Genomic DNA, 20,206 nt, shown 5'->3' on the forward strand with positions numbered 1-20,206 from the left:
CAGATTTCCAGCGGGATCCCCCCACCTACATGGAGACCGACGTGACCAGCAGAGCCCGTAATCGCAGCGCCAAGCCGGCGTCCGCACCGCAGTCCGGTGGTCGGCAGCTTCGCCCCGTCGCCATCGTCGGCGGCAACCGCATTCCCTTCGCGCGCTCGGATCGGGCGTACGCGCATGCGTCCAACCAGGACATGTTCACCGCGACGCTGGACGGGCTGGTCAGCCGCTTCGGGCTGCAGGGCGAGCAGCTGGGCATGGTCGTCGGTGGCGCGGTCCTCAAGCACAGCCGTGACTTCAACCTCATGCGCGAGTGCGTGCTCGGCAGCGCGCTGAGCCCCTACACCCCGGCGTACGACCTGCAGCAGGCGTGCGGCACCGGGCTGCAGTCGATCATCGCGGTCGGTGACGCCATTGCGGCCGGCCGGATCGAGGCCGGTGTCGGCGGCGGTGTGGACACCACGTCCGATGCGCCGATCGGTGTCAACAACGAACTGCGCGAGTTCCTGCTCTCGATGAACCGCGCGCGCTCCACCGCGGACCGGGTCAAGCTGCTCGGCCAGGTGCGCCCGTCGATGCTGGGCATCGAGATCCCGCGCAACGGCGAGCCGCGCACGGGGCTGTCGATGGGCGACCACGCCGCGATCACCGCGAAGGAGTTCGGTGTCCGCCGCGAGGACCAGGACGAGTTGGCGGCCGCGAGCCACAAGAACATGGCCGCCGCCTACGACCGCGGATTCTTCGACGACCTCGTCACCCCGTTCCTGGGCCTGACCCGCGACGACAACCTGCGTCCCGACTCCAATGTCGACAAGCTCGCGACGCTCAAGCCGGTGTTCGGTACCAACCTGGGCGACGCCACCATGACGGCGGGCAACTCCACCCCGCTCACCGACGGCGCCTCCGCGGTGTTGTTGTCCACCGACGAGTGGGCCGCCGAGCGGAACCTGCCGGTGCTGGCGCATCTGGTGGACTCCGAGACCGCCGCCGTCGACTACATCCACGGCGCCGACGGGTTGCTGATGGCGCCGACCTATGCGATCCCGCGCCTGCTGGCCCGAAACGGTCTCACGCTGCAGGATTTCGACTTCTACGAGATCCACGAGGCGTTCGCGTCGGTCGTGCTGGCGACGCTGCAGGCGTTCGAATCCGACGAGTACTGCAAGGAGCGCCTGGGCTTGGACGGAGCCCTGGGCAGCATCGACCGGTCCAAGCTCAACGTCAACGGATCGTCGCTTGCGGCGGGTCACCCGTTCGCGGCCACTGGCGGTCGGATCGTGGCGTCGCTCGCGAAGATGCTGGCGGAGAAGGGGTCGGGCCGCGGCCTGATCTCCATCTGCGCGGCCGGCGGTCAGGGCGTCACCGCCATCGTCGAGGTCTGATCGACCGGTCGGGGCAGAAAATCCGACTGACCCGAACCGAGGATGTAACGCGGTCCGCAGGGGAGCGATAATCCAATCGGCCCCGTGTTATTGCCTGACCCCCGACCTGGCAATCACACGGGGCCGCTCTACGCTCTCCGCCCCTTCGGGCGGATGGAATGATGCGAGCAGCGGCTGCTGACCGGGATTCCCGAGCGGTTGCCCGGAGTCCCGAGGACTAGGCTGCACGGGTAGAAACACGCAACGCGACGGCCCGGCACGGTGTCGATTCGGCAGGAGGGCCCATTGATGAGTGACGAGCGCGACGGCAACAACGGTTCCGAAAACCACATGGACGGTCCGGAGCCGGACGAGAATCCCACCGAGATCATGCCGGCGGTGCCGTCGGAATCCGATGATCCGACACCGGACGACTCGTCGGAACCCACGCCGGATGTGCCGTCCGAGTCGACACCGGACGCCTCTCTCGAGCCCGCACCGGATGTCTCGTCCGAGGCCCCCACCGAGGTCTTCGCCGTCACCCCTGCCGATCCCGAGCCGACGCCGGAGCCCGCGCCCGCGCCCGCTCCCGAGCCTACTTCGGAGTCGGAGACCACGCCCGAGTCGGAGTCGCAGGGGCGGCCGCGCTGGGTGAAGTATGCCGCGGTCGCCGGCGGCGTCGTGGCAGTGGCGGCCATCGCGTATGCCGTGGACTTTGTGGTCTCCGCCGACCGGGTGCCGCGCGGCGTCACCGTCGCCGGCGTGGAGATCGGCGGCGAGAGCATGTCGTCGGCCGAGGCGACGCTGCGCGCCGAACTCGGCCCGCGAGTGGACAGCCCGGTGCCGGTGCTCGCCGGGACCACGGAGAGCACGATCGTGCCGGCGCAGGCCGGTATCGGCGTGGACTGGGCCGCCACCCTCGACCGTGTCGGGGACCAGCCGGTCAACCCGTTCACCCGCGTCGCGTCCCTGTTCACCAACCGTGAGGTCGGGCTCGTCTCGACGGTCGACGAGAACGCGCTCGACGGCGCGATCGCCGGCGTGCAGAAGGAAGCGGATCGGGCGCCCCGAGAGGGCAACGTCGTGTTCGAGGGCGCGACCCCGGTCCCGGTCGCACCGTTGCCGGGGCAGAGCCTGCGGACGGACGACGCCGCCGACACGTTCGTCGAGGACTGGGCCTTCGGCACCACCGTCGACCTGCCGGTCGACGTCGTGGACGTGACGGTGACGCAGGCCGGCGTCGACGCCGCGCTGCGCGACGTCGCGGCGCCCGCGGCCGCGGCGAACGTCGTGGTCACCGGGCGTGACGGCGCGGTCGCGACGCTGCCACGGGACCAGGTCGGCAAGGTTCTCACTTTCGTTCCGGACGGCGGTGGTGGTCTGTCCCCGCAGTACAACGTCGAGGCGGCCACCGGAATCCTCGCGCCGCAGCTCGCGAGCACCGACGTCAAGCCCAAGGACGCGCAGATCAGTCTCGCGAGCGGCTCGCCGCAGGTGATCCCGTCGGTGACCGGCGACATGGTGCAGTGGCCCAAGACCCTCGAACCGCTGCCGGCGCTGCTCACCGCACCCGGTGAGCGAACCACTCCCGCGATCTACGAGCCCGTCGAGCCGGCTCTGACCACCGAGGGCGCGAATGCGCTCGGCATCCGCGAGGTGATCGGCGAGTACACCACCGGCGGGTTCGAATACGCGTCCGGTGTCAACATCCGGCTCGCGGCCAGCCAGATCAACGGCGCGCTCGTCAAGCCGGGAGAAACCTTCTCGTTCGACGCCCAGACCGGTCCCCGCGGTGCGGCGCAGGGCTATGTCGACTCGGGCATCATCAACAACGGCCGCCCGGACAAAGCGGTCGGTGGCGGCATCAGTCAGCTCGCGACCACCCTCTACAACGCCACGTACTTCGCGGGCATGGAGGACGTCGAACACACCGAGCACAGCTACTACATCTCCCGCTACCCGGCGGCGCGCGAGGCGACGGTGTTCGAGGGCGCGATCGACCTCAAGTTCCGCAACCCGTACAAGACGGGCGTGATGATCCAGACCATCGGGACCAACTCGAACATCACGGTGCGCATCTGGGGCACCAAGACGGTCGACGTCGAATCCGTGACCGGCGGACGGACGAATCAGACGTCGCCGAACACGATCAGCCTCCCAGCCGGCCCGCACTGCGTGCCGTCCGGCGGCGCCCCGGGATTCACCACGAGCGACACCCGGATCATCACCGATGCCAAGACCGGTGCGGAGATCTCGCGCAGCACCCGGACGGTCAAGTACGACCCGGTCCCGATCGTGAAGTGCGTGTCGAACGAGCCGGCGCCGAAGCCCTCGGAGGAAGGCGCGCCGCCGGCGCCCACCCCCGGCGGGTAGCCCCCGAGTCCGTAGCTGAAGGGACCGTTCGTACGCTGTCGGCGTGTGAACGGTCCCTTCAGCTCATGAGGGTGTCTCACACCTCGATCGGCGGGTGCAGCCGCATCAGCGTCCAGGCACGGTCGCGCCGCACCGACAGCGCACTGGCGACCAGCGATGCCAACAGCAGCCCGAGGAGCACCGCGATCGACACCCACAGCCGGGAGTCGATGCCGCCGACGGTGAGCTGTCGTAACCCGTTGACGGCGTATGTCATCGGGTCGAACGGGTGCAGGACCTGGAACGGTTTCGCGGTGGTTTCCACGGGGTAGATGCCGCCCGACGACACCAGTTGCAGCATCAGGAACGCCAGGGTGACGACGCGTCCGACGGCGGGGCCGAAGATCGCGTTGAACGCCTGGATCAGCGCCATGTAGGTGAGGCCGACCAGTCCCAGGAACGCGATGGTGCCGAACACGTAGACCGGCACCAGTCCTACACCGAAGTGCACCACGACGTACATCACCAGCACCTGTGCGATCGCGATCAGCGCGGCCGGCCAGTACGACGCCAGCACCACCCGCATCGCGCCGAGCCCGGTCGAGATCGGGCGAGTCTGTACCGGCCGCAACAGCATCCACGTGATGATGCCGCCCACGAACAACGCCAGCGGCAGGAAGAACGGCGCGAACCCGGTGCCGAAGGTCTTGGCCCGGTTCTCGTGGTGCTGGTCCAGCGCCACCGGGGCCGACAGGGTCTGCGCGACGGCGCTGCGCTGCTGTGGATCCCAGGCGGGGACCTGCTCGCTGCCCTGTTTCAGCTGGGACGCGAGTTCGCCCGATCCGTCCTTCAGCTGAGTCGTACCGGCGGCGAGCTGCCCGGCACCCTGCGCGAGAGTCTCGCCGCCGCCGGACAACTGGGCAAGACCGTCGTCGAGGGTGCGGGCGCCCGACGCCGCCTGTTGCCCGCCGGACTGCAGCTGCGTCAGGCCGTCCCGCAGCTGGCCGGCGCCGCCGACGGCCTGGGACATCCCCGACCGGTAGGGGCTCGACGGGTCGCCGAGCTGGAACGCGAGCTGCTGTGCCCCGTCCTCGAGCTGCGCGAGCTGCCCGCGCAGGGCCGGGTCCAGCGCAGGTCCGAGAGTGCCGGTCACCTGGGCGACCAGTTGCGTCACACCGGCGCTGAGCTGTCCGGCGCCGTTCCCGAGTTGGGCTGTGGCGCCCGACAACTGGTCCAGTCCCCCGGACAGTGCGGTCGCGCCGCCGGACGCGGTGTCGATGCCCGCCGAGAGCTGCGCCGTGCCGTCGGCGAGGGCCGTCGCCCCGGAGTGAGCGGTGGTGAGACCGTCGGCCAGCGTGCGGGAGCCGACCGCGAGTTGCTGCGCGCCACCGTCAGCCGCCTGCGCACCGGCCGCCAACTGCCCGGCACCGTCCGCGGCCTGGCGGAGTCCGTCGCCCGCCGCGCCGAGGCCGACGAGTGCCTGATCCACGGACTGTTCACCGATCTGCGCGCCCACGACGTTCAGGATCTGTTGGGCGGCGTTCTGCCCGATGACCGTGCCGAGGTAGTTGTTGGCGTCGTTGTAGGTGAAGATCAGCCGGGCCTTCTGCGGATCGGGTCCGGTGGGGGACGCCACGGATCGGCTGAAGTCGCCGGGCAGCGTCACCGAGAAGTAGTAGCGCCCGTCCTCGACGCCGGTGGATGCCTCGTACGCGCTCACCTCGTGGAAGTCGAGGTCGCCGGAGTCCATCAGCCCCTGCGCCACCTGGTCTCCGGCGTTGAGGGGTTTGCCGTCCACGACGGTGCCGTGATCGCTGTTGACCAGCGCCACCGGAATCTTGCCCGTCTCGCTGAACGGATCCCAGAACGCCCACAGGTACAGCGCGCCGTACAGCAGCGGCATCAGCACGATCGTCACGAGGGCGACCCGCGGCATCAGCCCGCGCGAGAACCGCTTGAGTTCGGTACCGAGCGACATCCCTGCCAGCATGGCTATTCCTCGCTTCCGGGGATCGAGCCGTTCCCGGTCGCGGCCGTGTCGGCCAGCGGGTGGAACTCGTGGGCGGGCGAGCCGGGTGGCAGGGGATTGACCGCGGACGCGATCACCGTCTGCCGGGCGCCCAGGGCCGCGAGCCGGTCGACCAGCACGGCGCGTTCGGTCTCGTCCCGCACCTGTTCGAGATCGTCGATCAGCAGCACCGGGGGAACCTGGGTGTCGGCGACGGCGATCCGCAACAGCATCGCGTCCAGTTCGTCGAGATCACTGACGTAGTCGGTGAGCCGCGGCAGCGGCCGATCCCCGAACACCGGTGCGCACACCTGCTCGAGCTCGCGCCGGCCCGCCCGGCGGATCAGCCGGTACCACGTTGCGTCCCAGCGGATCTGCTCGGTGATCAGATCGCGCACGGTCACCGATTCGGAGATGGTGTCGATGCCGGCGAATCCGGCGATCGCGGACACCGCCCGGATCGCGGCCGGCCGGGTGCGCCCGAGCACGGTGAGGCGCCCGGCCGACGGTTTCATCCGCCCGCCGAGGGTGAGCAGCAGGGACGTGCGGCCCGACCCCGCGAAACCCTGGATCACTGCCAGCCCCCCGAACGGAATCCTCAGGTCCACGGGACCGAAGACGGGCCCCAGGGCGCCGTGGCGGGTCAGTCCCTCGGCGAGCACTGCCGGTGGCGGAGCGGGCGGCGAGTACGGGTCGTCCATGCTGGTCACTGCTGGTCACCAACCTCGGGTTCGGTGGCAGGGCATCAACATCAACAGCCAAACACACCTGCGCCGCCCGCGCCTGGGCACTGACGAAAGAACCCCCGCACACGTGGTGTGCGGGGGTTCCTTCGTCGATCAGGACATCAGATCAGGGAATCAGAACGCGGCCTCGTCCAGTTCCATGATGTCGTTGTCGAGGTGCGACAGGATGTTTCGCGTCGCGGTCAGCTCGGGCAGCACGTTCTTCGCGAAGAACGACGCGGTCGCGACCTTGCCCTCGTAGAACGGCTTGTCCTTGTCGGAGGCGCCCTCGTCGAGTGCCTTGATCGCGATCTCGGACTGACGCAGCAACTGCCAGCCGACCAGCAGGTCGCCGACCGCCATCAGGAACCGCACCGAGCCGAGACCCACCTTGTACAGCTCGGTGGGCTGCTCCTGGGCGCCCATGAGGTGCCCGGTGAGGACCGCGGCCATGCCCTGCACGTCCTCGAGGGCGGTCGAGAGCAGCGCCCGCTCGGCCTTGAGCCGGCCGTTGCCCGCCTCGCTGTCGATGAACTTCTTGATCTCGCCGGCGATGTGGGCCAGGGCGACGCCGCGGTCACGCGCGATCTTGCGGAAGAAGAAGTCCTGCGCCTGGATGGCGGTGGTGCCCTCGTACAGCGAGTCGATCTTCGAGTCGCGGATGTACTGCTCGATCGGGTAGTCCTGCAGGAAGCCGGAGCCGCCGAGGGTCTGCAGGCTCTCGGTCAGGTACTGGTAGGCCCGCTCGGAACCGACGCCCTTGACGATCGGCAGCAGCAGATCGTTGACGCGGAACGCGGTCTCCTTGTCGGCGCCGGAGACCAGCGCGGCGACCGCGTCGTCCTGGTGCGCGGCGGTGTAGAGGTACACCGCGCGTAGGCCCTCGGCGTAAGCCTTCTGCATCGCGAGGCTGCGGCGCACGTCCGGGTGGTGCGTGATGGTGACGCGGGGGGCGGTCTTGTCCGTCATCTGCGTCAGGTCGGAGCCCTGGACGCGCTCCTTGGCGTAGTCACGCGCGTTGAGGTAGCCGGTGGACAGGGTGGAGATGGCCTTGGTGCCCACCATCATTCGAGCGTGCTCGATGACGTCGAACATCTGGGCGATGCCGTTGTGGACCTCGCCGACGAGCCAGCCCTGCGCGGGAACGTCGTGGCCGCCGAACGTGAGCTCACACGTCGTGGACGCCTTGAGGCCCATCTTGTGCTCGACGTTGGTGACGAAGACACCGTTGCGGTCGCCGAGCTCGTTCTTCTCGAAGTCGAAGTGGAACTTCGGGACGAAGAACAGGCTCAGGCCCTTGGTGCCCGGTCCGGCGCCCTCGGGGCGCGCGAGCACCAGGTGGAAGATGTTCTCGAACAGGTCGTCCGAGGTGGCGGACGTGATGAAGCGCTTGACGCCCTCGATGTGCCAGGAGCCGTCGTCCTGCTTGATGGCCTTGGTGCGTCCGGCGCCCACATCAGACCCGGCGTCCGGCTCGGTCAGCACCATGGTGGCACCCCAGCCGCGCTCGACACAGGTTGCCGCCCACTGCTTCTGCTCGTCCGTGCCGTTGTGGAAGAGCACGTCCGCGAACGACGGGCCGGCCTGGTACATGAACGCGGCGGGCTGTGCGCCCAGCAGCATCTCGGCGATGGCCCACACCACCGTGCGCGGAACCGGAACGCCGCCGATCTCCTCGCTCAGGCCCATGCGGTACCACTCGGCGTCCCACATCGCCTTGAACGACTTCTTGAAGGACTCCGGCAGGGTCGCCTCGTGCTTCTCGGGGTCGAATACCGGCGGATTGCGGTCGGTGTCGGCGAAGGCCTCGGCGAGCGGGCCCTCCGCGAGGCGCGCGACCTCGGACAGCATCTCCTTGACGGTGTCGGCGTCGAGATCCCCCCACACGCCCTCACTCAGCGGCTTGTCCAGACCAAGTACCTCGAACAGGTTGAACTCGAGGTCGCGGACGTTGCTCTTGTAGTGGCCCATGTTTTGCTCTCCCTGAAGTGGCACTGCGTTGGTGCGGTCTTGCGTTCCGTGAGTACCGCCCAAGTAGCTACTCGTCGGTAACTTAGCCGATGTTACCCGCGATTAAGTTAGCTGCCAAGAGTGGGCTTGCGGGCGACGAGGAGCGCGTCGATCGCCGTCCCGCCCTCGACGTCGCGATAGCGCCGTTCGGCCACCGTGACGTCGAGGCGTCCTTCCAGATCATGCTTCAGATCTTCAGGGGTGTAAAGGATTTCGGGATCGGGCGGGCCGCCGACGCCCTGCGTGAGGTTGATTGCGTCGTGGCCGAGAATCATGAGGGTTCCGTCAGGTTTCAGCGATTCGATGACGCGACTCACAAGCGCGCGCCGCTGTGTCGGTTCGAGGTGGACGAAGATCATGAGGACCAGGTCATAGTCCGACACATCCGCTGTCGTGATGTCGCCGCAGACGTAATGCAGGCGCTGCTGCACCGAGCGCGGTGACTGCTTCGCGATCTCCCGGGCCTTCTCGATCGCGACCTTCGAATAGTCGACGCCGGTGGTCTCCCAGCCCCGCGTCGCGAGCCACAGCGCGTGCCGGCCCTCGCCGCACGCGAGGTCCAGGGCCCGACCGGCGGGCAGCGATGTCACGAACTCGACCACCACCGGATTCGGCGGCGTGCCCCACACCATGTCGGCCTGTGAATAGCGTTCGTCCCAGTCCTGTGCATTCATGGGGATGACGGTATCGCCCGGCGGGGTGGCCTCTCGGTGTCCTCGCGATCGTTCATCCCCCGTTCGCGATTTGCGCACTTATCGATCTCGCGGGGGCCTCGAAATCAACGACAAGTGCGCAAAGCGCGGGGCGTCAGCCGACGGTGATGCGCCGGTGGGCCAGCTTCCAGCGGCCGTCCTCGAACCGGTGCGTGTCGTCGTATCGCCCGACACCCGCGAGTCGCGGCTCGCTCGTGGTGTCGCGGAAGAACAGCCAGTACGCCGTCGACGACGCCTCGACGTCCGAGTCCAGCGACACCGAGACGGTCGTGATCACGTGCCGACTCGACGTGCCCGGCCCCTGGACGCCGCCGGCCCGCCGTTCGCGCACACCCTCCTCGATCGACGCGACGCCCTCGCGGAGTTGCGCGACCATGCCCGTCACCGGGTTGGGCTGCGACTCCCAGACGGCGTCGGCGGTGAAGCTGTCGAGGTAGTCCTCGACGGTGCCGTCGTCGGCGAGTTGCGCGATGCGGGCCAGGAGATCCTGGATCTCACCGCGGGGATCGGTGCTCGTCTGCTGCTCCACGTCGTCTCCTCGCTCACTGACACGGTCGATACCAAGTGTTTGCTTGGGACGGTAGCAGTGACGGGACGTTCGGCTCACTTCTGCAGTGTCGTGTGCATGAGCAGGACGTTGTAGTTGGAGTGCACGGTGGTGAGGAAGTAGAGGTCCGGCCCGGACGACCACGGGTGGATGTACGCCCCGTACATCGATCCCAGTTCGTTGCCGTCCACGAGGACCTCGGCGGGCCCCCACGGTCCGGTGGGCGCCGGTGCGCGGCGCATCACGACGGAGTTCCGGTTGTCGGTGGTGAGCAGCAGGTACTGCCCGAGGAACGCGTTGTACTGCACCGATATCTCGCCGACGCCGCCGAAGACGATGGGTGCGGCCACGTCGGGGTTCTTCGCCACCCACTTGCCGCCGTCCCAGTACTCGTAGGCGCCTAGGTCGCGGATCTGCTTCTCGGGGACTCGGGCGAGGTAGACCAGACCGCCGCGGCCGGCGGGCGTGCCGTACTGGTAGACGAAGCCGCCGTCCTCGACGAATGCGCCCATCTGGAAGTTGGCGTTTCCGCCCACGGGCGGTCGGCGGGTCTCGGGCGCCTCCACCCAGTTCTCGCCGTTGTCGGTGGAGAAAGCGAGTTCGGAGTAGTTGGTCTTCCACTTGCCCGGCTCGTCCCACTCCTTCACCGACATGAGGCTCATGTACTGGACCCCGTCGGCCGCGACCCCGGCGGTCGGGATGCGGCTGATCTCGACGAACGGGATCTTCGGGCTCGGCACCAGCTCCTTGGACTGGCCGAGGATGTCGCGCGGCGAGCTGTCGAAGGTCATTCCGTCGGCGAGATCGCGGTCGGAGCTGCGGACGAGGATGTTGCTGCGCCAGGACCACAGGCTGCCCGCGAGGAGATTCGGGATACCGAGCCCGGCCGTGTCGCCGAACGCGGTCAGCACCTGGCCGTCCCCGTTGTCCCACATGATGCCGAGGTCCGTGCCGAGCACGTTGTAGTCCTGGGTGCGGTTGGCGCTGAGCAGCCCGGTGGCCTGCGCCACGGCCTGGCTGCGCCCGTGGAGTATCGGCACCCCGGTCGTTCCGTTCAGCACCGGAATGGGATTCACCGTATTGGGATCGGCCGCGGCGGGGCCGGAGAATGCGACGAACGATGCGGTCGCGCAGATCGCGCACACGATGACGGATCGGAATCGGCTTCGTCTCACGGATGTTCCCATCTTTGGCGGAAATGGACCCCTGCCAGGCGGTATGGCCGCGATCTCGACTGCCTGGATGCTCCGGTGAGCGCGTAATACGGTAGCAGGAAAGGCTATTCGAAGAATGGGGAATTCGGCATCGGTGTAAATGCTTCGATAGCGGTATCGAAATTGTCCGAATCGGAGATCCCGTCGGGTATCTCAGGATTGTCCGGCGCGGTGTGCGGGTGCGGCTCCCCGGGCCTCGCCCGCCCCTGGGATCCGGTGGACGGAAGACGCCGCAGGCCGGCGACCGACGGCCGACGCGCGAATACAGGGACCCGAGTAACACAACCTGCGGGTGGGGCGAAGTACCGTGTCGTGGGAGACGGTGCCGCGTGGGCGTCGTCGCGTGGCGTTCTGCGTCGCGAGAATACGCAGTAGAGGAGACCAAACATGGGTGCGCAGATCTCGAACTCCACCGAGGTCCGGCAGTCCGCCATCCTCGGTTTGGGTGTCTACCGCCCGCAGCGGGTCGTGAGCAACGAAGAGATCTGCGAACTGATCGACTCCACCGACGAGTGGATCCAGTCGCGTTCCGGGATCAAGAACCGACGATTCGCGAACGACGAGGAGAGCGTGCTCGCGATGGCGATCTCGTCCGGTCGCAAGGCTCTCGAAGCCGCCGGCCTCACCGGCGAGCAGATCGGCGCCGTCGTCGTCGCCACCTCGACCTACCCGTCTCAGACGCCGCAGTGCGCCGCGATCGTCGCCGACGTCCTCGGGACGGGGGGCGCCGCGGCGTTCGACGTCACCGCCGGCTGCGCGGGCTTCTGCTACGCGCTGTCCATCGCGTCCGACATGGTCCGGATCGGCACCGCACAGTACGTCCTCGTCATCGGCGTCGAGCGGATGTCCGACAGCACCGAGCCCACCGATCGTTCGGTGCGTTTCATCTTCGGTGACGGTGCGGGCGCGGTCGTCGTGGGTCCGAGCGACGTCGCAGGCATCGGTCCCGTGGTGTGGGGCTCCGACGGCTCGCAGTCGCAGGCCATCCGCCAGGAGCCGGACTGGCTCTCGTTCGCCAACGATCCGTCGCAGCGTCCGTGGATCAAGATGGAGGGCACCGCGGTGTTCCGCTGGGCCGCCTTCGAGATGGGCAAGGTCGCCACGCAGGCACTCGAGCGGGCCGGGGTCGCGATGGAGGATCTGGGCGCGTTCATCCCGCACCAGGCGAACGGTCGCATCAACGAGGTCATCGCGCGCAGCATCAAGCTGCCCGAGTCGGTGCCGGTGTCCGACGACATCGCCGACACCGGCAACACGTCCGCGGCGTCGATTCCGCTGGCGATGGAGGAAGTGATCCGTACGGGCAAGGCGAAGCCGGGCGAGCTGGCGCTGCTGGTCGGCTTCGGTGCCGGTCTGTCGTACGCGGGTCAGGTCGTTACCCTGCCGCCGCTCGCGCAGGACTGACGCTCCACAACTGTCACGGTGGGCCCGCTCGATCGAATCGAGCGGGCCCACCGCGTTTTCGGGCGCGGTCCGAGTCAGCGCTGCGCGAGGAACCCGTCGATCAGTGCCAGTTCGTCCTCGTCGAGCGGACGACGCAGGTGCGAGGTGTTGCGGGCGACCTGGGCGGGGGTGGAGGAGCCGATCAGCACCGACGCGACCTGGGGCTTGGCGTCCAGCCACGCGACCGCGAGCTCGGACAGCTGACGGTCGAGCTTGCTCGCCAGCGTGAGGAGTTCCTCGACCCGTGTCAGCGCCGTATCGGTCGCGGTGGCCGCGAAGTACTCCGACTTGTCGAAGCGTGAGCCGGCCGGGAACTCCGTGTTCCGGCGGTACTTGCCGGTGAGCAGTCCGGCGGCCAGCGGGTAGTACGGGATCACGGCGAGGTCGAGTTCCTCGCAGGCCGGCACGACGTCGTTCTCGACCTTGCGCTCGAGAAGGTTCCACTCGATCTGGGCGGCGACGAAGCGGGTGAGGCCGCGTTCGCGGGAGGTCCCCACCGCGTCGGCGATCTGCTGTGCGGAGTTGTTGGAGCACGCGACGTGGCGGACCTTGCCGGCCCGGACCAACTCGTCGAGCGCACCGAGGGTGTCCTCGATCGGCACGGTCGGGTCGGGCATGTGCTGGTAGTAGAGGTCGATGTGGTCGACCCCGAGTCGGCGCAGGCTCGCATCGCAGGCGCGTCGGACGTACGCGGGGGAGGAGCCGCGGTCCTCGTCGCTCATCGGTCCGCCGAACTTGGTAGCGATGACGGCTCGGTCCCGACGGCCCGCCAGCGCTGCGCCGAGGATCTTCTCGGATTCGCCGGTGGAGTAGATGTCGGCGGTGTCGAAGAACGTGATGCCCTGCTCGAATGCGGCGTCGACGACGGCGTGGGATTGCGACGCATCGATACGCGATCCGAAGTTGTTGCAGCCCAACGACACCGTCGAGACGGCGAGGTCGGTTCCGGGGAGGTTCACGTACTGCATGTTTGTGGACATCGAACTCCTGACACTGGCACTCGGGCGGGGCGGTGAGCGGCCCGGTTCGGACAATACGCCCAGTTCACGGAAGCACGCGAGGGCGAATTCCGGTGTGTGGTAACAGGTGACAAGCCGATTTTTCGGGCCGTCTAGGATCTTCCCTGCGAACATATGTACGAGAGAAGAGGATCCGGGTCGCCCGTGAGTGCAGTGAGAATCGACAAGTCCTGTATGTCCGCACTCGCGGGGGCGGCCGAGTGAAGTTGTCTCGCGCCTCCCGCTCCGTGCGCCGAGCGCTCACCGTCGCTGCGTCAGTTTGTTTCGCCGTGATCATGGCGGTCGGCTACGTGCTGGTCGACGAGTGGTTGAAGGTCGACGGCCCGGAGTCGGGTCCGGCGAAGGACACGGTCGCCGTCGGAGAACTCGCCGAACTGCTCGCACAGGTGACGGTCGCACCCGAGTTGCCGATGGCCGGGTACAGCCGCGAGCAGTTCCCGCACTGGGACGTGAACCAGCCTGAACACGGGTTCGGTCCCGAGTACGCGCAGTACAGCCGGTGCACGACCCGGGACGTGATGATGTTGCGCGACGCGGAGGGGTCGGTGCGGCTCGATCCGAAGACCTGTGAGCTGTCGGTCGGTTCCGACGGCGGGTGGCGGGACGAGTACGGATTTCTCGATCGCAAGACCGGCGAACTCAAGCCGTACAAGTGGATGACCGAGTCCTCGGCCGTCGATGCGGAACACATCGTCGCGTTGGCGGAAGCGTGGCGGTCGGGCGCCGCGACGCGGGACGAAGACACCCGTCGCCGCATCGCCAACGACGCGATCAATCTTGCGGCATCCGATCCGTCGGCCAACAGGTCGAAGGGTGATCAGGACGCGGCGAACTACTTGCCGCCCGGGAAGTTCCGGTGCGCGTACGTCGATCGATACCTGCAGATCAAGGTAAAGTACGGGCTGGCCGTCGACACCGCCGAGCAGGCCGCCCTGCGCACCGCCGTTGATGATTGTGTCCGTCAAGGAGGGTCCGTATAAACGACATCGTCGAGATCCCCGTGAGCGCCGCCGTCATGACCGAGGAGGAAGGGACGGTGTCCGGTGCCCTCGATGTCATGGTCGACGCCCTGGGGCGGGGGCTCGTCCGCTACCGCGACACCGAAGCGTGGTTCACGATCGGCAACCTCGACGGCGAACCGCCGGCCAGGTGGGAGTCGGTCACCGATCTCGCGACCGCGATCGAAGCCGGTGTCGGGGCGCGCGACGCCGCCGGCAATGTGATTCCGTTCGAAGCGTGACGCACCGGCGCCGCGGGCGTCAGATGCCGACGGCGATCTCGAGGGCGGCCAGCTCGTGGTCGAGGTGTTCGAGGATCGGCTCGAGACGCGGCACCGCGCGGCGGCACCCGGTGAGGCCGAAGGCGATCGACTCCTCGGTGCTGGTGCAGGTGATGTTGAGTGCCTGGCCGTCGAGCGGGATCGACAGCGGGTACAGCGCGTCGAGGCGGGCACCGTTCCAGTACAGCGGCGCGTTGGGGCCGGGCACGTTGGAGATGACGATGTTGTAGGGCGGTCGGACGGGACCGTGGTGGCCCAACAGCATGTCCAGTGCCAGCGGTGCCGAGCCGAGCGCGCTCATCGCGACGATCTGTGCGGTGCTCATCCCACGCAGCGAGGCCTTGCCCTCCGTCATGGATCGGTGCACCCGCGCCAACCGGTCGCCGGCATCCGCGAGATCGGTGCCCAGGTTGCACATGAGGGTGCCGATCTCGTTGCCGCTCTTGTCGTTCGGATCGACAATCGACTCCGGCCTTTCCCGCGAGTCCCGCAGCGAGACCGGAACCATCGCGACCAGCGAAGCGTCGGGGAGCATGCCCCGCTCCGTCAGGTGGCTGCGGAGGGCGCCGGAGCACATGGCCAGCACCACGTCGTTGATCGTGGCATCGGCGTACTTCGCGACCAGACGCAGGCGGTCGAGTGACCAACTGCGCGCAGCGAATTGGCGGGCGCCGGTAATCGGCACGTTGAGGGCGGAGTGCGGCGCGGCGAACGAAACCGGCCCGCCCTGCTGCCGCAGCGCGCGGAGCACCGTCCCGGTCAGTGCGGGGACCAGACCGGTGGCCTCCCCGATGACGTCCACGGCGGCGCGGACGGCGGCGAGGGGGACATCGACGAGTCCGGTGTCGCGGGTGGGACGTTCGCTCCGGATGCGGGGCTCCCACGGGGCGGGCATGCCGCGCTTGTCGGCGTCGATGCTGAGCGAGCGGCGCAGCAACCGCATCGCGCCCACACCATCTGTGACACTGTGGTGGATCTTGGTGTAGACGGCGTAGCGGCCGTCGGCGAGGCCCTCGATCAGGTGCATCTCCCACAGCGGCCGGTTGCGGTCCAGCAGTGTTCCGTGCAGCCGTGCCACCAGCGCCGACAGTTCGCGCATCCCGCCGGGCCGCGCCAACGCGTCGTGCCGGATGTGGTGCCCGATGTCGAACTGCGTGTCGGTCTCCCAACTCCACTGTCCCAGTGACGAAACGGAGCGTCTGGCGCGCTGGCTCAGCAGCGGGGTGACCTCGTTCCGGGCGACGGCGGCGTCGAGCATCGCCCGGACGTCGTGGGACTCGGCGCCGTCGGGTGGCTGCAGCAGGACCAGTCCGCCGACGTGCATGGGATGCTCCCGCGATTCACCGAGCAGGAAGACGGAGTCGGCCGGTGGCATGGGGAGCGGCATCCAGGGCACCCTTCGGTAGGTGGTCTGCCCGCGAAACCCCGGGCACGGTGTGCTGCAGATCACGAGTCTGTCGTCAGTTGTACGGGATCGTCGAAGACTGCGCTACCTGTGCGAATGTCCAGGTGAATGCGTGTTTTTGGGCTATTGTCCGGTGTCGGAGTCGAATCGTCCGATTGATCCCGGATCCCGCGTCGGTAGACGTCGTCCTAGCCGGATTCCTGTGCCCGACCGCGACTCTCGGCACGGGCGAGATCGCGTGGGGATGACACCGAACATGCCGGGTGATCCGGCGACAGGGGAGAGGGTCAGTGCCGTGAATCGCGAGGACGTTCGATGTCCTCGGACACGAGGTCGGCAGGATTCCAGTCGAGGGTCGACCCGAGCTCCTCGCGGTCGGCACGACGGATCGACCGTCCGATCAGGACGGCCGCCCCGCAAGCGAGCACGATCCACGCGCCCAGTACGACCCACAGCCACAACATGTTTATTTTTGTAGCACCGGAGTCTGTGAAAAGACGAAGGTTGGGCTGAGAGTCAGCTCACGTCGGCGACAGGACCCCGGCTGCGATCCGGAAGCGGGTGCGCGCATCGTGAACGGTGAGGACCGGCACGTCCAGTGCTCGGACCTGCACGAGCAGTGCCGCCTGCGTCGCCGTGCAGATGCCGTCGAGGACGTCGTCGTCGACCACGGCGCAGTCGATGCTGCTGTCCACGGTGTCGGCGCGGCGGTGGCCGAGAGCGCCTGCCAGCGTTCGCGCATCCTCGAGCGCGGCCGAACTTCCGATGAACACGACGTCACCCTTGGCGATCGCGGCGGTTGCCGGATCCGCGAGTTCGTTGTTCATGTGACTCCTTTGCGGCTCGAGACGACGCGGCGCCGCACACCAGGTGAGGTGCTCGGCGGAGACTGTCCAGCAGATCCGAGGGTTCGTTGCCCTCGTGGTCCCCGGGTCCGGTAGTGGATCCGGGCCAGGACAGGGGTGCGTCGACATGCTTCGGCCGCGCAGGCGCGCGGCCGGGCCCTCGCATCATATGGCGCCGACCGCACTACGGTGCGGCGCAGCGACACTGCATCGGTCAAGGTGCCGAACGTCGAACCGCGGCGTTGAGGGTCGGCGGGCGCCGGGCCCCGTAGCCGAGTTCGGCAGTGCCTCAGGCACCGTCCGTATGGACCTCGTAGTCGCCGGTGGCGCATCCGGTCAGCAGCGTGCCCCGGCCGAGCGGCGTCATCGTGATGTCGTCGATCCCGAATGTGTCGACGACCGAGGCTCCGGTGCCGACCGCGTGGGGGAACCAGACCTCGAGCCGGCAGCTGCCGTCACCGGCGCGGCCGGTCAGCTCCAACCGATTCCCGTCCGCCGCGAGATGGGTGATCCGCCCGGGCGCGAATCGCGGGTAGGCGCGGGTGAGCTGGTCCAGCAGCGCGGTATTCCGCGGCGCGTCGGCCCCGGTGCTGCACAGGACCGGCATGAGTCCGTCGCCCAGTTCCTGGATGCCGTTCTGCGGGTCCCCGCACGACTGCTTCCACACCCAGTACGCACCGCCCTGGGCGTGCGCGTCCTGTTCCTTCGCGAAGCGGGTGGCGTTGTCGACGAGGCCGTCGCCCCAGTAGCCGTACTCGCCGGTCCAGACCGGGACCCCGTACTTGTCTGCCACCCGCTCGGCGAGGGTGAAGCCCCGTTCGATGCTGACGATCGTCGGCAGGCCCAGCGAGGCGTCCATGGTGATCGACTCCGCGTACAGGTGCGGGGAGAAGACGATGTTGCGATCGTCGGTGAAGCCGGCCGGCGGGCCGCTGTCGAAGCCCAGGCCCGACCACAGGATGCTCGGCTCGAAGTAGACGATCTGCTCGGCGCCGGCTGCCCGGATGGCGTCGATGGTCCGGTCGTAGAAGCGGCCCAGCAGCAGCGACGAGGTCAGCGGCGCGGACTCGCCGAAGTTCGGCTCGTTCAGCAGGTCGTACCCGGCGACGGCCGGTTCGTCCTTGAACTTGCCCGCGAGCATCGCCCAGGCCTGGACCAGGTGCTCCTGCACGTCGTCGGTGTCGTAGTAGAAGTTGTTGAAGGCGCGGCCGCCGGCGGGCGAGATGTCGCGGCCGGTGAACTGGCAACGCGGCGCGCCGTCGGTGATCGTCGCCCACTCGGGCGCGCCGTCGTAGCCCCACATGGGCGAGGTGCCGGGTCGGCAGTCGACGTCGTCGGGGGACGGGGCGTTCGACCAGCCGTCCTGGTGCATGTCGAGCACGGTGTACAGGCCGTGCGCCTTGGCCTGGGCGACGGCCAGCTCGATCCGGTCGAGGTAGGCCTCGTCGTAGCGTCCGGGCTCGGGCTCGAGCGCCGACCAGGACAGTGCCAGGCGGACCACGTTGAACCCGTGGTCGGCGATCCCGGCGAAGTCTTCGTCGGTCAGCGGCAGGGTCGACGGGACCTCGGGCCGGGGCGCGTAGAAGTCGACGAGCTGGTTGACGTTGACTCCGCGGAGCAGCACCTCACGGCCGGCGGAGTCGGCGATAACCTCGCCCGAGACACGCAGGGGGAGAAGGGCCCCGGTGTCGGCGGCGTCGGCCGCCGCGGGCGAGGCAGTGGCGGTCGGTGCGGCGTCGGGCCGGGCGAGGAGCGGCACGGCGATCGCGACGGCGAGCAGCGCCACTGCGCCGATCAACGCTGCGGTGTGGGGGACCGGTGCCGGCTGCTCCCGACGGCGGTACGCCCAGAGCGCGGCGAGTCCGACGATCCAACCGGTGCAGGCGCCGTAGGAGACGCCGTCGGCGAACCGGATGTATCCGGACATCAACGGCCAGAGGTCGCCGGCGAATCCGTCATCGGAGAACAGCCCGACGATCGTCGCGGTGAGTGCCAGCAGGATGCCCGCGCCCATCGCCGCGAACCACCCGGCGAGGAAGGTTGCGGCGGGGCCGCCGGATATCCGGCGGCCGAGCACCCGATGGCAGGCAATCGTGCCGAGCACGAGAACGGCGACACCTCCGACGGTTGCGATCAGCCCGTTCATCGGATTCGGTGCCGGCATCCACCGGTCGTAGGGCGCTCCCGCCCACCACTGCCCGGCCAGCACGGGTGCCGCGGCCCCGAAGACGAGCGCCCCGACCCGGACAGGGGGCGCGTCGGCGGGGACCTCGGGGACAGCGCGGTTGCGTCCGGCCACCGCGACGACGCCGGCGACGATCAGTGCTGCCGGAAGCGCCTTGGCCGCGGCAAATCCCGCGCCCCACGCGGCGGTCCCGATGTCGTGCACCGCCACCGACGACATGGCGAACTTCGCCAACATCACCGCGAGCACGACACTCGACGCGGCGGCAGTGAACAGCCAGCGCGACCCGGCGGTCGAGCGCACCGCCCACCACGTGACACCGAGCAGCACCGGCAGATAGACGACGAACGGTGCGATCTGCCACGGGGCACGGATCGGCCACAGGTCGGCTCCGGTCCAGCCGACCAGGCTCAGCAGCCCGCTCGGATCCGCGGCGGCCTGGACGACGACCAGCAGGCCCAAGGTGAGAGTGGCAAGCCAGGCAAGGCGCTGAGGGGACACCGGTACTTCCGTTCGCTGAGGGGACGACGGGCAAGCCTAGATGCCGCCGCGCCCGCGCACTCCCGAAATTGGTCAAATGTCCAAGTCGTGGGCGCGGAACGGCCGGCCGTGGAGCGGTGCGGTTGCGCGCGAGACTGGGGCATCGATTCGCGTTGACGAGGGACGGGAGAGGAACAGTGACAGAGCGTGACCGCGGAGGACGCGTACCGCTGCACTACGCGGCACTCGACGGCAACGACGACGCGGTGCGATCGCTGCTCGGTTCCGGCGAGGACGTGAACGTCCCGGACTACCAGGGCTTTACGCCGCTGCACTTCGCGGTTCAGGACGGCCGGTCGACGACTGCGCTGCTTCTCCTGGATGCCGGTGCCGACATCGAGGCCGCGGCGGCCGACGGAGCGACCCCTCTGTTCGTCGCGGCCTCGTCTCCCGCCGAGAACGCTTCCGACCTGATTCGCCTTCTGCGGGATCGCGGTGCGAATGCCCATGCGGCGAAGCGCAACGGCTCCACGCCCTCGGGTTACGTGCGCCTGATCGGAAATCGAGAGAAGAAGGCCGCGTTCGCAGACCTGTGGGAGTCGGACGCCTGACCGGGTGTTTGT

General features: G+C 68.5%; 17 protein-coding genes. 6 read left to right on the top strand and 11 right to left on the bottom strand.

All coding sequences use genetic code 11. The features are described from left to right. Positions 1-41 precede the first annotated feature (41 nt). Entirely contained in the window at positions 42-1,379 is a 1,338-nt protein-coding gene (locus DEU38_RS20990; RefSeq protein WP_114723370.1) for an acetyl-CoA C-acetyltransferase, read from the top strand. A gap of 288 nt (positions 1,380-1,667) precedes the next feature. After that, positions 1,668-3,731 carry a VanW family protein gene (locus DEU38_RS20995; protein ID WP_114723341.1) on the top strand — a complete coding sequence of 688 codons (2,064 nt, stop codon included), beginning with the start codon at positions 1,668-1,670 and terminating at the stop codon, positions 3,729-3,731. Positions 3,732-3,807: 76 nt separating this feature from the next. On the opposite strand, the gene DEU38_RS21000 is transcribed toward DEU38_RS20995, so the two are convergent. The 6 genes from DEU38_RS21000 to DEU38_RS21025 all read right to left on the bottom strand — a co-directional run bounded on the left by DEU38_RS21000 (position 3,808) and on the right by DEU38_RS21025 (position 10,900). Continuing rightward, positions 3,808-5,700, bottom strand: coding sequence for a YhgE/Pip domain-containing protein (locus DEU38_RS21000; protein ID WP_114723342.1), 1,893 nt, complete (start codon positions 5,698-5,700; stop codon positions 3,808-3,810). A gap of 2 nt (positions 5,701-5,702) precedes the next feature. Continuing rightward, complete coding sequence (locus DEU38_RS21005) at positions 5,703-6,419, bottom strand: hypothetical protein (RefSeq protein WP_114723343.1); 717 nt, start codon at positions 6,417-6,419, stop codon at positions 5,703-5,705. A gap of 159 nt (positions 6,420-6,578) precedes the next feature. Beyond that, the gene (locus DEU38_RS21010) at positions 6,579-8,414 is read right to left on the bottom strand and encodes an acyl-CoA dehydrogenase (protein ID WP_114723344.1); all 1,836 of its coding nucleotides are present in this window, start codon (positions 8,412-8,414) and stop codon (positions 6,579-6,581) included. A gap of 107 nt (positions 8,415-8,521) precedes the next feature. Beyond that, complete coding sequence (locus DEU38_RS21015; RefSeq protein WP_114723345.1) at positions 8,522-9,127, bottom strand: bifunctional 2-polyprenyl-6-hydroxyphenol methylase/3-demethylubiquinol 3-O-methyltransferase UbiG; 606 nt, start codon at positions 9,125-9,127, stop codon at positions 8,522-8,524. Positions 9,128-9,260: 133 nt separating this feature from the next. Continuing rightward, entirely contained in the window at positions 9,261-9,695 is a 435-nt protein-coding gene (locus DEU38_RS21020) for a nuclear transport factor 2 family protein (protein ID WP_114723346.1), read from the bottom strand. Positions 9,696-9,769: 74 nt separating this feature from the next. Next, on the bottom strand, positions 9,770-10,900 hold the full coding sequence (locus DEU38_RS21025; RefSeq protein ID WP_114723347.1) for a DUF4185 domain-containing protein: 1,131 nt from the start codon (positions 10,898-10,900) through the stop codon (positions 9,770-9,772). A 414-nt stretch (positions 10,901-11,314) separates the two neighbouring features. Between DEU38_RS21025 and DEU38_RS21030 the strand changes: the two genes are divergently transcribed. Beyond that, positions 11,315-12,331: a beta-ketoacyl-ACP synthase III gene (locus tag DEU38_RS21030; RefSeq protein WP_114723348.1), complete on the top strand. Its 1,017-nt coding sequence runs from the start codon at positions 11,315-11,317 to the stop codon at positions 12,329-12,331. 74 nt (positions 12,332-12,405) lie between these two features. On the opposite strand, the gene DEU38_RS21035 is transcribed toward DEU38_RS21030, so the two are convergent. Further along, on the bottom strand, positions 12,406-13,350 hold the full coding sequence (locus DEU38_RS21035; protein ID WP_114723349.1) for an aldo/keto reductase: 945 nt from the start codon (positions 13,348-13,350) through the stop codon (positions 12,406-12,408). 314 nt (positions 13,351-13,664) lie between these two features. Between DEU38_RS21035 and DEU38_RS21040 the strand changes: the two genes are divergently transcribed. Together DEU38_RS21040 and DEU38_RS21045 are read left to right on the top strand one after the other, a co-directional pair. Beyond that, positions 13,665-14,369, top strand: a complete 705-nt coding sequence (locus DEU38_RS21040) for an HNH endonuclease family protein (RefSeq protein ID WP_114723371.1) — start codon at positions 13,665-13,667, stop codon at positions 14,367-14,369. A gap of 20 nt (positions 14,370-14,389) precedes the next feature. Next, positions 14,390-14,629, top strand: coding sequence for a hypothetical protein (locus DEU38_RS21045; RefSeq protein ID WP_254622649.1), 240 nt, complete (start codon positions 14,390-14,392; stop codon positions 14,627-14,629). A 19-nt stretch (positions 14,630-14,648) separates the two neighbouring features. On the opposite strand, the gene DEU38_RS21050 is transcribed toward DEU38_RS21045, so the two are convergent. The 4 genes from DEU38_RS21050 to DEU38_RS21060 all read right to left on the bottom strand — a co-directional run bounded on the left by DEU38_RS21050 (position 14,649) and on the right by DEU38_RS21060 (position 19,604). Further along, positions 14,649-16,055: a wax ester/triacylglycerol synthase family O-acyltransferase gene (locus DEU38_RS21050; RefSeq protein WP_114723350.1), complete on the bottom strand. Its 1,407-nt coding sequence runs from the start codon at positions 16,053-16,055 to the stop codon at positions 14,649-14,651. A 305-nt stretch (positions 16,056-16,360) separates the two neighbouring features. Continuing rightward, positions 16,361-16,537: a hypothetical protein gene (locus DEU38_RS28625; RefSeq protein WP_174913240.1), complete on the bottom strand. Its 177-nt coding sequence runs from the start codon at positions 16,535-16,537 to the stop codon at positions 16,361-16,363. Positions 16,538-16,594: 57 nt separating this feature from the next. Continuing rightward, on the bottom strand, positions 16,595-16,900 hold the full coding sequence (locus DEU38_RS21055) for a hypothetical protein (RefSeq protein WP_114723351.1): 306 nt from the start codon (positions 16,898-16,900) through the stop codon (positions 16,595-16,597). Between the two features lie 307 nt (positions 16,901-17,207). Next, the gene (locus DEU38_RS21060) at positions 17,208-19,604 is read right to left on the bottom strand and encodes a glycoside hydrolase family 5 protein (protein WP_147283556.1); all 2,397 of its coding nucleotides are present in this window, start codon (positions 19,602-19,604) and stop codon (positions 17,208-17,210) included. A 176-nt stretch (positions 19,605-19,780) separates the two neighbouring features. Here DEU38_RS21060 and DEU38_RS21065 point away from each other — a divergent pair, with 176 nt between their 5' ends. Next, the gene (locus DEU38_RS21065) at positions 19,781-20,194 is read left to right on the top strand and encodes an ankyrin repeat domain-containing protein (protein ID WP_114723353.1); all 414 of its coding nucleotides are present in this window, start codon (positions 19,781-19,783) and stop codon (positions 20,192-20,194) included. Positions 20,195-20,206: the final 12 nt, after the last annotated feature.

Source organism: Rhodococcus sp. AG1013 (assembly GCF_003350365.1).
GTDB lineage: Bacteria > Actinomycetota > Actinomycetes > Mycobacteriales > Mycobacteriaceae > Prescottella.

Bases quoted from the DNA above. Each gene is read 5' to 3' on its own strand.
- DEU38_RS20995 (WP_114723341.1), top strand. From the start codon at position 1,668: ATGAGTGACGAGCGCGACGGCAACAACGGTTCCGAAAACCACATGGAC.
- DEU38_RS21000 (WP_114723342.1), bottom strand. From the start codon at position 5,700: ATGCTGGCAGGGATGTCGCTCGGTACCGAACTCAAGCGGTTCTCGCGC.
- DEU38_RS21005 (WP_114723343.1), bottom strand. From the start codon at position 6,419: ATGGACGACCCGTACTCGCCGCCCGCTCCGCCACCGGCAGTGCTCGCC.
- DEU38_RS21010 (WP_114723344.1), bottom strand. From the start codon at position 8,414: ATGGGCCACTACAAGAGCAACGTCCGCGACCTCGAGTTCAACCTGTTC.
- DEU38_RS21015 (WP_114723345.1), bottom strand. From the start codon at position 9,127: ATGAATGCACAGGACTGGGACGAACGCTATTCACAGGCCGACATGGTG.
- DEU38_RS21025 (WP_114723347.1), bottom strand. From the start codon at position 10,900: ATGGGAACATCCGTGAGACGAAGCCGATTCCGATCCGTCATCGTGTGC.
- DEU38_RS21030 (WP_114723348.1), top strand. From the start codon at position 11,315: ATGGGTGCGCAGATCTCGAACTCCACCGAGGTCCGGCAGTCCGCCATC.
- DEU38_RS21035 (WP_114723349.1), bottom strand. From the start codon at position 13,350: ATGTCCACAAACATGCAGTACGTGAACCTCCCCGGAACCGACCTCGCC.
- DEU38_RS21040 (WP_114723371.1), top strand. From the start codon at position 13,665: ATGGCGGTCGGCTACGTGCTGGTCGACGAGTGGTTGAAGGTCGACGGC.
- DEU38_RS21050 (WP_114723350.1), bottom strand. From the start codon at position 16,055: ATGCCGCTCCCCATGCCACCGGCCGACTCCGTCTTCCTGCTCGGTGAA.
- DEU38_RS28625 (WP_174913240.1), bottom strand. From the start codon at position 16,537: ATGTTGTGGCTGTGGGTCGTACTGGGCGCGTGGATCGTGCTCGCTTGC.
- DEU38_RS21055 (WP_114723351.1), bottom strand. From the start codon at position 16,900: ATGAACAACGAACTCGCGGATCCGGCAACCGCCGCGATCGCCAAGGGT.